The organism is Enterobacter sp. BNK-14, from assembly GCF_047456095.1.
GTDB lineage: Bacteria > Pseudomonadota > Gammaproteobacteria > Enterobacterales > Enterobacteriaceae > Enterobacter > Enterobacter kobei.
Genome location: NZ_CP179897.1, coordinates 924,391 through 939,202, shown reverse-complemented (window position 1 = coordinate 939,202; position 14,812 = coordinate 924,391). Strand labels below are relative to the sequence as shown.

Below are 14,812 nucleotides of genomic sequence, written 5' to 3'. Positions count from 1 at the left end.
TGCGCCGACCAGGTGACCCGGAATATCATAATCGTTGTTTGCAACGTTTTCCGTCGATGTAAATTCATGATGGTAATCAATGGAATACGTCTGTGGGGCTCCGAAACAATTTTTGAGTACCGTGACGGCGCCGAAAGACCCCGTCGATACCAGCATCAGCGTGCTGGTCAGAGAAACCGTAAGGGTCCGTCTTTTCATTTTAGTGAGCATAAGCTGTTTCCTGCTGACAAAGCGCGCGGGTTGAACGGATACCGTTAGGGCTCTCCGTGTATCCCTCTGCCTGCTGTAAAATATGGGCGACGCACTGTTGGTCTGGCGCTTTTCCCCATTTCACCGTGAGCTGTGTGGGCTCGCCGACGCCGGCCAGGTATACCGTGCTGGTATCGTCCACGATGCCGCTCAGGTCCGCGTTCGCGCTGGTGACGATTGCGCCAAAGGGGACGCGTTGATTGCCGGGGCGGGTTAACGCGATCAGCATCCGATAACCAACGTGCGCATCGAACCGGCTTTCAACGGCGGCATTACGTGAAGGGATCACCCGGATTGACGTATCGCTGCTCTCCACGTTTTCGGGCAGGCTTGCGGTGTCGATACGAATCGCATTTTCCTGATACGGCGTCAGGGACGGGATAACGGCGTTACCCAGCCAGTCTGTCTGAATACCCTGCTGGTTCTGGAAGCGTACACCGGAGGCGCCGTTGGCATTGACAATGGCAAACTGGCTCCCTAACGGCTGCGCCAGCGTAACGCCGCGCGGGTGTGCAACAATGGCCCCGCTGATCCCGTAGTTCATCTGCTCCGCGCTGCCGGAAGAGGCGTAATAACCGGCATTCAGGTTGGCGTATTGAGAACGATAGGTACCATATACGCTGCTGGTATCCTCCCCATCGTGATTAGAATGGCTTTGCTGCAGCGAATAGCTTAAACGTTCGTCGTCCAGCAGCGTTCCGTTGACGCCGATATTGTGTCGGGTGTAGCCATTTTTGGTGTTGCTGATGTTATAGCTACTCCACGCGCGGGGGAGCCAGCGAGTTAGCGGCACGCTAAAGCCGAAGGAGACCATCCGGTCTGCCTCCTCGTCGTTCGTTTTACTGTAGGTATATGCCAGGTGATAACTCACCCCAGACAGAACGGTGTTAAAACCTAACGACAGGCTGCGTTCTTTTTTCGACGTCCCCCAGTAGTCCTGCTGGTAGCCGTTAAGATAGAGACTGACGCCAGCAAGGTTCTGGCTGATACTGGCCTGAACGCGGTTGCGTTTGTTATAGCGGAAGAGCAAATCGTTATCGTGTCCGTCCTGCTTCTGATTAGCGTCAGCAAAGCTGTAATACCCGCGACTCGAGTAGCGATAACTGCCAAGCGTGAAATTGGTATCGGTGGCGTCAATTTTCCCCGAATAGAGTACGCGCCAGGACTGGCCGACATGCTTGCTGCCGTCGTCAAGCGTGGTATCGGCGGCGGTGACGTCTGTAGAGAGCGAACCCAGCGGCCCCAGCGCGATGCCAGCGCCCGTATTGAGGGCATTATAGTCTTGCGAAAGGGTTAGCCCGCCAAACCAGGTCAGCAGATTGTTGACGCCGTAGATGACGCTCCCCTGAAGGAAGTCGGGCTCCTTTTGGTCACTCCCGCTGTCTGCGCGATAACGGCCCGCCGTCAATTCATACTTCATGTGCCCCGGGCGCTGCATAATGGCGATGCTTGAGTAGGGTTGAGTAAAGTGATGTTCGGTGCCGTCGGCCTCTTTCACCGTCACTTCCAGGTCGCCGCTGTTGGTGGTGGAGTAAAGGTCGTTGATCTCAAACGCCCCGGGGGCAACGTTCTGCTGGTAGATGAGATATCCGTTCTGGCGCACCGAGACGACCGCATTCGAGCTGGCGACGCCGCGAATGACCGGTGCATAGCCGCGTTGGCTATAGGGCAACATTTCTTCGTCCGTGGCGAGATTGACGCCCCGATACTGCAGGCTGTCGAACACTTCGCCGCGCGTGCTGCTCTCGCCCGCGGTGAACTGCGCTCTCAGCGCGTCGATGTCGTGCTGCAGGAACGTGTTGATGTTATCCCACTGTGAATCGCCGTCCGATTTGCTCCACGTTGAGTAGTTTCGAAGACGCCAGCCGCCCAGGTTCGCCCCGGTACGCAAATTCAGATAGCGGCTTTCTGTGCTGTCCTCGCGATCTTCTTTGCTTTGCGAGCCCGACAGCGAATAATCGCTGAACAGGACGGGAACACCATCGTCCCAGCGCGAGGGATCGATAAAATCGCGACCGTTATCAGCCAGCGCGGCCTGGGGGATGCTCAACCTAAGCGTCATTGTTGAGAAATCAAGCTCTGCAGACGCCTGTGGAATATAGTTATCCAGCGACTCTGGGAGCGTTTCCTCCGCCGGACGCTTCAGCAACGGAGGATAACGGTCGATATTAATGCCCCAGGCGCGCAGCATCGCGGGGCTCAATTGGGGGATCAGGCGCCCGTCAGATCTGCTGACGTAGCGAATGTTGGCATCCTTCAGCCTGCGATCGTTGATTGTGATGACGGAAGAGTAGGTGCCGGGCAACTGGGCATTCGATTTTGTAAAAAGCGAGAGGTCGATATCCTGCTGCATCAGCATGTCCCCTTCGAGTGAGGAAGGGGAAAAGAGATACTCCCGGGCATCTGCGGAAAAAATCATTAACATCAGGGTACTCGCCAGACAGCGGGTAACCGAATTCAGCCGAAAGGTTCCGCCAACAGGCAAGAAATTACGTCCTGCAATCATTCTGTCGTTTATCCCCTGGTCAGATTGAACGTGTATTTTTCGGAGGCATTGCCGTAATCGGTAATGCACCGCCAACTGACGTCATTCGCCGATGCAGCGTCGGGAAGAGGGATATCAACGCGTGATGCTGGCCCCACCATATCGGCGCTTTCGAGCTTCTGCGAGCCTAGCGAGAGAGAGTCAAAAACGGTGTAAAACGCACTGTCGTTTATCACCGTCAGCTGCTGTCCCTGGCGAACGAAGCGCAGATTCTTGCAGGACTCGCCTGGCGTCCCGTTGAGCCCCACGGGACGCCAGAACAGCTTCAGTCGCGTTTTGTAGATGAGTCGTAGCACGTTTTTATCGGCATCCTCTGCGGCGGTTGCGGGCACCGTGCGGACATTCAAATAAAACAGCGACTCTTTGTCTTTCGGTAACGGGCTGCCGTTCCAGGTGATTCGCAGGCTTTGCTCTTTTTGAGGATCGAGACGAAAGAGGGGGGGCGTGACAATAAAGGGCCCACGCGTTTTGCCATCGCCAGTGTCGGTCCAGGTCTGGATCAGCCAGGGCAATTCTTTTTCACTGTTCGTAAGCGGCAGGGCAACTTCCTTTTTTGCAGCATCGTAAATTATGCGGGTGCGGCCGATTTGTATTCCCGCGGCGTGACAAAACGAACTTGTTATGACGGGAAGGCATAATAAAAACAGCAGGGATGTGCGCACGGGAAACCCTTATTGGAGCAGGTTGAAATAATGATAATAGTCCGCTTTCGGACTATTATCGGAGCATGACGCATTACGTGTCATTATCTAATCAGTGGCATGCTGAATATTAGATAAACAGGTATTAACGATATAAAATATTCACCGTCATATCCGCATCGGCAGGGCCAGCGGTCACCGTTGCGGCAAATGACTTATAGCGGGCGTTAAAGTCGGCTTTAATGGTATCGGTAGTACGGGTGGCCAGTTGAATATAAACCTGTCCTTCTGCCCCATCCATGGTGATAAGTTGAGTGTCTTTGCCCGCCGGGCTAACGGCGACGCCGATACCTGTGGCGGCGGTCTCACCGGTGGTGGTGATTTTGCTGACATCCAGCAGCGTAGAGGTATTGGTAAGGGTCGTCGTACCGTTAAAGGTGAGTTGTACTGCCGGCAGCCCATCGCTCTTTACCGGGCAGTTTGCGAGCGTAATCGAGAACGGGGTCAGGGAAGATTCAGTTCCGACCGCCTTAAAAAGAGATTTAGGGTACGTCCCCAGAGGGACCGTACTGTCCGTGCCGCTATCACCCTGAATGGTGCAGCTCGGTTCAATAATTTCTCCCGTAAAGTGGACCGTCCCCGCATTCATTTCGGCAGCAAAACTGCCCATCGAAATGGCCGCAAGTACTGCGCCAGCCATAAAGTTATTTTTGAAATCCATCTGCAAAAACTCCTGAGTTTAAAAACATGTTAGGTATTCAATTTAATATTTTGGCTCAATTGACACCGTGCAGAAGTATAGCGGGTAATTTCCTTCAAGTAATTGCGGGTCAAGATTAATATTAATTATTATAACCGTCATGAAAAATATTTTAATACTGGAGAAAAACCATCATTGATATAAATCAATTATAATTTTTTCGATTTAATATTATCCATAAGTATATTTTGATCAAAAAATAGACGTATTTTGATGATGAAACAGGCCAACTCAGTTTTTAAAAATTTTATATTTATTTTTATTAAAAACACTTTTAAAAAATAATCAGTATTAAAAAGTGATTGCCAAACTTGAGTTGTGCGTTTTTTGAACGGCAAACGGCCTCGCTACAGCGTTTAATCGTTAAAGTGGTTAACAGGGCATGATTATAGGGGTTTATCTACCCATTGGCGATAACCTCCCGTGGCAAGATAACCGTGACGTAATGGGCTGAGCATGCACTGTGGCAGAAGAGAACGACGACAAAACGGAAGCCCCCACACCCCACCGACTTGAAAAAGCGCGTGAGGAAGGGCAGATCCCCCGATCCCGAGAATTGACCTCCCTGCTGATCCTTGTCGTAGGGGTGTGCATTATCTGGTGGGGTGGGGAGTCGCTCGCCCGCAAGCTGGCGGGAATGCTCTCAACTGGCTTACGTTTTGACCACAGTATGGTCAATGACCCGAATCTGATCCTCAGCCAGATTATTCAGTTAATAAAAGGGGCCATGGTTGCGCTGCTGCCCTTAATTACCGGCGTGGTGCTGGTGGCGCTAGTCTCTCCAGTCATGCTGGGCGGTCTGGTGTTTAGCGGAAAATCACTGCAGCCCAAATTTTCGAAGCTGAACCCACTGCCGGGCATTGCGAAAATGTTTTCGGCGCAGACCGGGGCCGAGCTGCTCAAGGCTATTCTCAAATCGGTGCTGATGGGCAGTTCTGCCGGGTTCTTCCTCTGGTATCACTGGCCCGAAATGATGCGCCTCATCAGCGAGTCGCCCCTTACTGCCATGAGTAACGCCCTGAATCTGGTTGGGCTCTGCGCGCTGCTGGTGGTGCTCAGCATTATCCCGATGGTCGGTTTTGACGTTATCTTCCAGCTTTATAGCCATTTCAAGAAACTGCGGATGTCACGTCAGGATATCCGTGACGAATATAAGCAGATGGAAGGTGACCCGCACGTTAAAGGGCGTATCCGTCAGATGCAGCGTGCTGCCGCTCGTCGGCGCATGATGGAGGATGTGCCGAAGGCGGATGTCATCGTCACCAACCCGACACACTATTCCGTTGCCTTGCGCTACGACGAAAATAAGATGAGCGCGCCGAAAGTGGTGGCGAAAGGGGCGGGGCTGATCGCACTTCGTATCCGGGAAATTGGCACCGAAAACCGCGTGCCGATCCTGGAAGCTCCACCGCTGGCGCGTGCCTTATACCGCCATGCGGAAATCGGACAACAGATCCCGGGACAACTCTACGCCGCGGTGGCGGAAGTGCTGGCCTGGGTATGGCAGTTGAAACGCTGGCGTCTGGCCGGGGGTCAACGGCCTGTGAAACCTGAGAACCTTCCGGTGCCTGCCGCGCTGGATTTTATGAACGAGAAGGACACTGATGGCTAATCTGGTGGCAATGTTGCGCCTGCCCGGCAACCTGAAATCGACCCAATGGCAGATCCTCGCCGGGCCGATTCTCATCCTGTTAATTTTGTCGATGATGGTTCTGCCGCTCCCGGCATTCATCCTCGATCTGCTGTTCACGTTTAATATTGCGCTCTCCATTATGGTGCTGCTGGTGGCGATGTTCACTCAGCGGACCCTGGAGTTTGCCGCGTTCCCGACCATTCTGCTGTTTACCACTCTGCTGCGACTGGCGCTGAACGTGGCGTCCACGCGTATCATTCTGATGGAAGGACACACCGGCGCGGCAGCAGCAGGTAAAGTGGTGGAGGCCTTCGGCCACTTCCTGGTCGGCGGTAATTTCGCTATCGGTATCGTGGTATTCGTTATCCTCGTGATCATCAACTTTATGGTTATCACCAAAGGTGCCGGACGTATTGCGGAAGTGGGCGCCCGTTTTGTGCTGGACGGGATGCCGGGCAAGCAGATGGCGATCGACGCCGATCTGAATGCCGGGTTAATCGCGGAAGATGAAGCCAAAAAACGCCGTGCGGAAGTCACTCAGGAAGCGGACTTCTACGGATCCATGGACGGTGCGAGTAAGTTTGTGCGCGGTGACGCCATCGCGGGCATTCTGATCATGGTGATTAACGTAGTGGGCGGCCTTCTGGTGGGGGTATTGCAGCACGGCATGGACATGGGCCACGCGGCGGAAAGCTACACGCTGCTGACTATTGGTGATGGTCTGGTCGCGCAGATCCCGGCGCTGGTCATCTCCACGGCGGCGGGCGTGATTGTCACCCGCGTGAGTACCGATCAGGACGTTGGCGAGCAGATGGTTGGCCAGCTCTTCAGTAACCCGCGCGTAATGCTGCTGGCCGCTGCCGTTCTGGGTCTGCTTGGTCTGGTACCGGGCATGCCAAACCTCGTCTTCCTGCTGTTTACGGCGGGTCTGCTGGGCCTAGCCTGGTGGATGCGTGGCCGTGAAACCCAACCGGCGGCGGATCCGGTTCCGGTGAAAATGCCGGAGAATACTCAGGCCGTCGAGGCGACGTGGAACGACGTGCAGCTGGAAGATTCCCTGGGAATGGAAGTGGGGTATCGCCTGATCCCGATGGTGGATTTTCAGCAGGATGGCGAGCTGCTTGGCCGTATCCGCAGTATCCGTAAAAAATTCGCTCAGGATATGGGCTTCCTGCCGCCGGTGGTTCACATCCGTGACAATATGGATCTGCCGCCTGCGCGCTACCGTATTCTGATGAAAGGGGTCGAAATTGGCAGCGGCGATGCCTACCCGGGGCGCTGGCTGGCCATTAACCCTGGCACCGCGGCAGGCACGCTGCCGGGCGAGCAAACCGTCGATCCGGCCTTTGGTCTGGCGGCCATCTGGATTGAAAGTGCGCTGAAAGAGCAGGCGCAAATCCAGGGGTATACGGTGGTCGAAGCCAGTACCGTGGTGGCAACCCATCTTAATCATCTGATTGGGCAATTCTCGGCAGAGCTGTTTGGTCGTCAGGAAGCGCAGCAGCTTCTCGACCGCGTGACGCAGGAGATGCCGAAGCTGACGGAAGATCTGGTCCCGGGCGTGCTGACGTTAACCACGCTGCACAAGGTGCTGCAAAACCTGCTCGAGGAAAAAGTGCCGATCCGCGATATGCGAACCATTCTGGAAACCCTTGCCGAGCATGCGCCGCTGCAAAGCGATCCGCACGAGCTGACGGCGGTGGTGCGCGTGGCGCTGGGGCGCGCAATCACGCAGCAGTGGTTCCCGGGAACCGGAGAAGTGCAGGTGATTGGCCTCGACACGCCGCTTGAACGTCTGCTGCTGCAGGCTCTGCAGGGCGGGGGCGGCCTGGAGCCAGGTCTGGCGGATCGCCTGCTGGAGCAGACCCAGGAGGCGCTGGCACGTCAGGAGATGCTGGGGGCGCCACCGGTGCTGCTGGTCAACCATGCGCTGCGTCCGCTGCTGTCGCGCTTCCTGCGTCGCAGCCTGAACCAGCTGGTGGTGCTGTCGAATATGGAGTTGTCGGATAACCGTCATATCCGCATGACGGCGACGATTGGAGGAAAATAATGGCTAAATGGCTTTGGATTATGCTCTTCCCGCTGGCGGCACAGGCGGCCGGGGAAGGCGCCTGGCAGGCAAGCAGCATGGGCGTGACCCTGAGCAACCGGGGTGTCGCCATGTCTTCTACTCCGCTGTCGCCCTCTGAAGCGGTTTCCGGTCTGATGGGGATGGTGGTCTGGAATTACAGACTGATTGGCCCAACGCCAGCCGGACTGCGGGTGCGGCTCTGCTCCCAGAGTCGCTGTACGGAAATCGACGGAGAGAATGGCACGACGCAGGCGTTCAACGGCGTGCCCGCCATTGAACCTTTGCGTTTTATCTGGGAAGTGCCGGGCGGGGGACGTTTGATCCCGGCGCTAAAAGTGCAGAGCAATTCTGTCATTGTAAACTACCGCTAACTGCCCGCTTTTTCACCAGCCATCAGGGAATACTGATGGCTGGCTCGCAAAACTGACCTCACTTTTTGATGAAAAAGAAACGCTGTTTTATAAATCAGTGACACGCGTGACGATACTCTTTGCATTTTTGCCATTCACCCCCTGCGTGATGGCAGAAACAGAAAGGTATCAGGAAGTCGATGCCTTTACTGTAGCCGTGTAAAAGCTCCCGGACGAGGTTTGCTTACAGGGAGTCTCCCAACATTGATTAGGGTTGACGGCAATGAAAACACGTAAAATTGGACTCGCAAATTATCTTGCATACGGGTCAGGCGATTTCCTCGGGGCGGGTACCACCGCCCTGACGGCGGCCTGGCTTTTGTATTTTTACACCACCTTCTGTGGACTCACACCGATTGAAGCAACGTTCATTTTTGCCGCGGCACGGGTACTGGATGCCGTTGTCAGTCCGTTAATGGGGTTTTTGACGGACAACTTCGGTACGACCTGGCTCGGAAGGCGCTTTGGTCGCCGTAAATTCTTTATTCTGCTGGGGATCCCGTGCGTGTTCAGCTACTCGCTGATGTGGGTGGGGGACATGAATTTCTGGTATTACCTGCTGACTTATCTGGTGTTTGATATCGTCTACACCATGATTCTGGTGCCGTACGAGACGCTGGTGCCGGAAATGACCGATGACTTCAAACAGAAAACCAAGTTCTCCGGGGCGCGTATTTCCATGGCGCAGATGTCCGCCATTCTGGCCTCCTTTCTGCCAGGGATATTGCTCACGCATTTCGGTAAAGACAATGCGGTCTCCTTCTTCTATGCAAGCCTGGTTTTCTCCGTTCTGTGCGCCCTGATGCTCATTTTCGTCTGGTGCTTTACCTGGGAACGTCCGCGTGAGGAATGGTCCGAAGCGGCGCTGCGGGCTGAAGAAGAGAAGAAGAAGCTGACGCTGGGCCAGAGCCTCAATCGTCTGTTCGTGGAATTGAGTTCTACGCTGCGAATAAAAATTTTCCGCCAGCATCTGGGCATGTATCTCGGCGGCTACATTGCGCAGGATGTATTTAACGCGGTCTTCACCTACTACGTGGTGTTTGTGCTGATGCAGGAAGCCTCAATGGCCTCTAACCTGCTCGGTACGATGGCCATCTTCCAGTTTCTCGCCGTGCTCGGGATGATCCCGCTGTGCATTCGCTTTGGTCCTGCACCGTCCTACCGCATGGTGGTGGTACTGTTTGGCCTGGCCTCTCTTTCTTACGCCGTCCTCTATTATGCCGGGCTGAGCGACATCTATTCTCTGCTGCTGCTGGTTTCTGCCATTGCCGGTCTTGGCCGCGGCGGTATCAACTACGTGCCGTGGAATACCTATACCTACATCGCTGATGTGGACGAAGTGATCACCGGTCAGCGCCGCGAAGGGATCTTCGCCGGCATCATGACCCTCACCCGTAAAGCCTCTCAGGCCGGTGCGGTGATGCTGGTGGGCATCGTGATGCAGATGTCCGGCTTTGTCAGCGGTCAGAAAGTGCAGCCTGCGGAAGTGAGCCATACCATTTTGATGATCCTGAGTGTGGGCACCCTCCTGGTGCTGTTCTGCGGATTCCTCGTTTCTCTGCGCTTCAGACTGAATTTACAGACCCACAGCACGCTGCGCGAGGAGACCGCGAAAATGCGTGCGTGTGGTCATGCGATACCGGAATCAGCGACGCCGCACGCCCGCGCCACTGTCGAGATGCTGGCCGGTATGCCATATGCGTCACTGTGGGGTAATAACAACATCGGTTATCTGAATCGCAATAAGCCAGCCGCACCTTCGCTGAAGGATCGTGCAGTACTGAATTCGACATACAACAGAGGTTAAGATGATGAAAGTTTGGCCTGTCAAACATAGCCCGTTATTGCGTCAACCTGAACGCTTTATCGCCAGAGATGAGCTGAAAGCACTGATTCAAAAGGTGACGCATAACCTGGTCAATATCCACGACAAGACGGGTGAGTTTTTGCTGCGGCTGGACGACGGGCGCGTGATCGACACCAAAGGCTGGGCCGGATGGGAATGGACGCACGGCGTCGGTTTGTACGGTATCTGGCAGTATTACTGCCAGACCGGTGACACAGGCATGCGCGACATTATCGACAGCTGGTTTGCTGACCGTTTTGCTGAAGGTGCCACTACCAAAAACGTCAATACGATGTCGCCGTTCCTGACGCTGGCCTGTCGTTATGAAGAGACCAAAAACCCGGCCTGGCTGCCGTGGCTGGAAAGCTGGGCGGAATGGGCGATGACCGAGATGCCGCGCACCGATCACGGTGGCATGCAGCACATCACCCTGGCGGAAGAGAATCATCAGCAGATGTGGGATGACACGCTGATGATGACGGTGTTGCCGCTGGCGAAAATCGGCAAACTGCTCAACAAACCGGAGTACGTTGAAGAGGCGGTGTATCAGTTCCTGCTGCACGTGCAGAACCTGATGGACCGGGAGACGGGCCTGTGGTTCCACGGCTGGAGTTACGACGGCAACCATAACTTTGCTCATGCCCGCTGGGCGAGGGGCAACAGCTGGCTCACCATCGTGATTCCGGATTTCCTCGAACTGATTGATTTGCCGGAAAACAACGCCGTGCGCCGTTATCTGGTGCAGGTATTGAATGCGCAAATTGCCGCGCTGGCAAAGTGTCAGGACGAGAGCGGCTTGTGGCATACCCTGCTGGACGATCCGGGCTCGTACCTGGAGGCGTCCGCGACGGCCGGGTTTGCCTACGGGATCCTGAAAGCGGTGCGTAAGCGCTATGTTGCGCCTGCGTATGCTGACGTTGCTGAAAAAGCGATTCGCGGCATCGTGAAAAATATCTCGCCGGAAGGGGAGTTATTGCAAACGTCGTTCGGCACGGGGATGGGCAGCGACCTGGCGTTTTATCGCCAAATCCCGCTGACGTCGATGCCCTATGGACAGGCCATGGCGATTCTGTCTCTGACGGAGTATTTGCGGAAGTATTTCTGATAATAAAAAACCCGGCAGCTGCCGGGTTTTTTGTATTACATACGCTCTACGGTTTCGATACCCAGGGTATCCAGACCCAGCTTCAGGGTCTTCGCCGTCAGCTGCGCCAGCTTCAGGCGGCTGTTGCGGACCGATTCATTTTCCGCAGACAGAATAGGGCAGTGCTCGTAGAAGCCGGAGAACAGACCCGCCAGATCGTACAGGTAAGCGCACATAACGTGCGGCGTACCGTCACGGGCGACAACCGTCAGCGTCTCTTCAAACTGCAGCAGACGCGCCGCCAGCTGGGCTTCACGATCTTCCGTGATGGTCACGGTCGCATTCGCCAGCACGTTTTCATCAATGTTCGCTTTACGGAACACCGAGAGCACGCGGGTGTAAGCATATTGCATGTAAGGCGCCGTGTTGCCTTCAAACGCCAGCATGTTATCCCAGTCGAAGATATAGTCGGTGGTACGGTTTTTAGAGAGATCCGCGTATTTCACCGCGCCGATACCGACGGCGTTAGCCAGTTTTTCCAGCTCGTCGGCAGGCATGTCCGGGTTCTTCTCTGCCACCAGACGACGGGCGCGCTCCAGCGCTTCATCCAGCAGGTCAGACAGCTTCACGGTACCACCCGCACGGGTTTTGAACGGCTTGCCGTCTTTACCGAGCATCATGCCGAACATGTGGTGTTCCAGCGGAACGCAATCCGGTACGTAACCGGCTTTACGCACGATAGTCCATGCCTGCATCAGGTGCTGGTGCTGACGGGAGTCGATGTAGTACAGCACACGGTCAGCATGCAGGGTTTCGTAACGGTACTTCGCGCAGGCGATATCGGTGGTGGTGTAGAGATAGCCGCCATCCTTTTTCTGGATGATCACGCCCATCGGTTCACCTTCCTTGTTTTTGTACTCATCAAGGAACACGACCGTTGCACCTTCGCTCTCAACCGCCAGGTTTTTCGCTTTCAGGTCCGCCACAATGCCCGGCAGCATTGGGTTGTACAGGCTTTCACCCATGACATCATCACGGGTCAGGGTCACGTTCAGACGGTTATAGGTAAGCTGGTTCTGGGACATGGTGATGTCCACCAGCTTGCGCCACATCTCGAGGAAGTATTGATCCCCGCCCTGCAGCTTGACGACGTAGCTGCGCGCGCGCTCGGCAAAGGCTTCGTCTTCGTCGTAATGCTTTTTCGCTTCGCGGTAGAACCCTTCCAGGTCCGCCAGCGCCATTTCGCCCGCGTTTTCCTGCTGCTGTTTTTCCAGGTAAGCAATTAGCATGCCGAACTGGGTACCCCAGTCGCCAACGTGGTTTGCGCGGATTACCTTGTGACCGAGAAACTCAAGCGTGCGCACCGCGGCATCACCAATGATGGTGGAACGCAGGTGGCCAACGTGCATCTCTTTCGCCACGTTCGGGGCAGAGTAGTCGATCACCACCGTCTGCGCTTGTGGTCGGGAGACACCCAGACGGTCTGATTTCAGCGCCGCGTCAACGTGGCTTGCCAGGAATGCAGGCTCCAGGAAAATGTTGATAAAGCCCGGGCCAGCGATTTCGGTTTTGCTGGCGATACCGGTGAGATCCAGATGCGTCAATACCTGCTCAGCGAGCTGTCGCGGCGGCATGCCCAGTTTTTTAGCCACTGCCATCACGCCATTAGCCTGATAGTCGCCAAACTGTACTTTTGCTGACTGACGAACCTGTGGTTCGCAATCCGCAGGCGCACCTGCGGCAATCAGTGCCTGACTGACTTTTTCGGAGAGAAGAGCCTGAATATTCACCTGGATACCTTACGTTTTTGATGCGGGCCTACAACCGCCCGCGCCAGTTAAAGAATTTAGGGCGGGAGTATACTGCAAATGCCTTCTGCCGTCAGCATTGCGGGGCCCGAAGATTGCTCAGAATCCAGCCAGAGAAGAGGTGCATAAACATGCAGTCGTAAAAACCGCGATTCAGAGGTTGGTCGAAATAGGGCAACAGAGTAAATTAGCGGCTTTGCGACATGAAAAGAGACTGACGTATGGCGAACTGGCAATCCATTGACGAACTGCATGATATTTCCGCAGATTTACCGCGCTTCACCCAGGCGTTCACAGAACTTGCCACCCGTCTTGGTCTGGATATCGCGCCGCTTGAGGCCGATCACATCTCTTTGCGCTGCCATCAAAACGCGACTGCCGAGCGCTGGCGTCGCGGGTTTGAACAGTGTGGTGAGTTGCTTTCTGAGAACATGATTAATGGTCGTCCCATTTGTCTGTTCAAACTGCATGAACCGGTCTGCGTGGCGCACTGGCAATTCACCGTTGTAGAACTGCCATGGCCTGGTGAAAAACGTTACCCGCACGAAGGCTGGGAGCATATCGAAATCGTCCTGCCGGGTGAGCCGGAAACGTTGAACGCGCGCGCGCTGGCCCTGCTCTCAGACGAGGGATTAAGCCAGCCGGGCATTTTTGTGAAGACAAGTTCGCCCAAAGGCGAGCGTGAGCGTCTGCCTAATCCGACGCTGGCCGTGACTGACGGACAGGTGACGGTGAAATTTCATCCGTGGACCATTGAGCAGATCGTTGCCAGCGAAGCCTGAGAGTTGTGACTCGTCGCTGAGACCCAAAACAAGAGGCGTGCCATGATGGCGCGTTAAGCCGATTTTAAGGAGGAGTCGATGGCGCTGCTGGAGATTTGTTGTTATAGCGTGGAGTGTGCCGTCACCGCGCAACGGAAAGGGGCCGATCGCATTGAACTGTGCGCCGCCCCGAAAGAAGGAGGGTTAACGCCCTCATACGGCGTGCTGACGTCGGCCCGTAATGCCGTCACCCTTCCGGTACACCCCATTATTCGTCCTCGCGGCGGTGATTTTTGTTATACGTCGGGTGAGTTCAGTGCCATGCTTGAAGATATCGCCCTTGTTCGTGACCTCGGGTTCCCCGGGCTGGTGACCGGCCTGCTTGATGAAGACGGTGAGGTCGATCTGCCGCGTATGCGTCAGGTGATGGACGCCGCAAAAGGAATGGCCGTGACGTTTCATCGTGCGTTTGATATGTGCAAAAACCCACTGCAAGCGTTTGATACCCTTGCCGAACTGGGTGTGGCGCGCGTTCTGACATCAGGGCAACAGTCTTCTGCTGAAAAAGGTCTGCAATTAATTACGGAACTAAAAGCCCATTCCGGTGTTCCAATAATAATGGCGGGTGCGGGAGTCCGTGCCGGCAATCTGGAACGGTTTTTAAACGCCGGGGTGAAAGAGCTTCACAGCTCTGCGGGGAAATGGATACCTTCACCCATGCGTTATCGCAATACAGGGCTGTCAATGTCGACGGATGCTGAAGCGGATGAGTATTCACGCTACGGTGTAGATGGAGAGTCGGTTGCGGAAATGAAGTCGCTGATTGAGCGCTATCACGTGTAGCAACGTACCGATTTTTACCGCGCATCATGTCGCCCAATATGATGCTTGCTTGTACCAGGCCCCTGCAATTTCAACAGGGGCCTTTTTTTCTCCTTCATATTTCAAGCCGCAGCCGCGTTGGCCGCCTCGCTCACCCCGGTCACTTACTGATGTAAGCTCCC

Annotated in this window: 11 protein-coding genes; 7 read left to right on the top strand and 4 right to left on the bottom strand. The window is 55.1% G+C overall.

From position 1 onward, the window contains the following. Positions 1-199: 199 nt before the first annotated feature. From ACMGGM_RS04520 to ACMGGM_RS04510, 3 genes are all read right to left on the bottom strand, one after another. Positions 200-2,674 (bottom strand): fimbria/pilus outer membrane usher protein, encoded by a 2,475-nt coding sequence (locus ACMGGM_RS04520; RefSeq protein ID WP_154816819.1) that lies wholly within the window; start codon positions 2,672-2,674, stop codon positions 200-202. Positions 2,675-2,763: 89 nt separating this feature from the next. After that, complete coding sequence (locus ACMGGM_RS04515) at positions 2,764-3,456, bottom strand: molecular chaperone (RefSeq protein ID WP_063943284.1); 693 nt, start codon at positions 3,454-3,456, stop codon at positions 2,764-2,766. A 124-nt stretch (positions 3,457-3,580) separates the two neighbouring features. Continuing rightward, a complete protein-coding gene (locus ACMGGM_RS04510; RefSeq protein WP_014884336.1) occupies positions 3,581-4,156 on the bottom strand; it encodes a fimbrial protein in 576 nt (191 codons plus the stop codon). Positions 4,157-4,658: 502 nt separating this feature from the next. Between ACMGGM_RS04510 and flhB the strand changes: the two genes are divergently transcribed. The 5 genes from flhB to ACMGGM_RS04485 all read left to right on the top strand — a co-directional run bounded on the left by flhB (position 4,659) and on the right by ACMGGM_RS04485 (position 11,260). Beyond that, on the top strand, positions 4,659-5,807 hold the full coding sequence (gene flhB, locus ACMGGM_RS04505) for a flagellar biosynthesis protein FlhB (RefSeq protein ID WP_023330732.1): 1,149 nt from the start codon (positions 4,659-4,661) through the stop codon (positions 5,805-5,807). Beyond that, on the top strand, positions 5,800-7,878 hold the full coding sequence (gene flhA, locus ACMGGM_RS04500; RefSeq protein ID WP_014884334.1) for a flagellar biosynthesis protein FlhA: 2,079 nt from the start codon (positions 5,800-5,802) through the stop codon (positions 7,876-7,878). Before flhB ends, flhA begins: the two co-directional genes overlap by 8 nt. After that, positions 7,878-8,270 carry a flagellar protein FlhE gene (gene flhE, locus ACMGGM_RS04495; RefSeq protein WP_014884333.1) on the top strand — a complete coding sequence of 131 codons (393 nt, stop codon included), beginning with the start codon at positions 7,878-7,880 and terminating at the stop codon, positions 8,268-8,270. The genes flhA and flhE overlap by 1 nt, the downstream gene beginning before the upstream one ends. Before the next feature lie 262 nt (positions 8,271-8,532). After that, on the top strand, positions 8,533-10,116 hold the full coding sequence (locus tag ACMGGM_RS04490) for an MFS transporter (RefSeq protein WP_045281173.1): 1,584 nt from the start codon (positions 8,533-8,535) through the stop codon (positions 10,114-10,116). A 4-nt stretch (positions 10,117-10,120) separates the two neighbouring features. After that, positions 10,121-11,260: a glycoside hydrolase family 105 protein gene (locus ACMGGM_RS04485; RefSeq protein ID WP_063943347.1), complete on the top strand. Its 1,140-nt coding sequence runs from the start codon at positions 10,121-10,123 to the stop codon at positions 11,258-11,260. 35 nt (positions 11,261-11,295) lie between these two features. Here the strand turns inward: ACMGGM_RS04485 and argS are convergent, their stop codons facing one another. Continuing rightward, a complete protein-coding gene (gene argS / locus ACMGGM_RS04480) occupies positions 11,296-13,029 on the bottom strand; it encodes an arginine--tRNA ligase (protein WP_014884330.1) in 1,734 nt (577 codons plus the stop codon). Between the two features lie 239 nt (positions 13,030-13,268). On the opposite strand from argS, the gene ACMGGM_RS04475 reads away from it, so the two are divergent. Both ACMGGM_RS04475 and cutC read left to right on the top strand, forming a co-directional pair. Further along, on the top strand, positions 13,269-13,829 hold the full coding sequence (locus ACMGGM_RS04475; protein WP_014884329.1) for a VOC family protein: 561 nt from the start codon (positions 13,269-13,271) through the stop codon (positions 13,827-13,829). A gap of 78 nt (positions 13,830-13,907) precedes the next feature. Next, positions 13,908-14,651, top strand: a complete 744-nt coding sequence (gene cutC / locus ACMGGM_RS04470; RefSeq protein ID WP_032636192.1) for a copper homeostasis protein CutC — start codon at positions 13,908-13,910, stop codon at positions 14,649-14,651. The last annotated feature ends 161 nt before the right edge of the window (positions 14,652-14,812 follow it).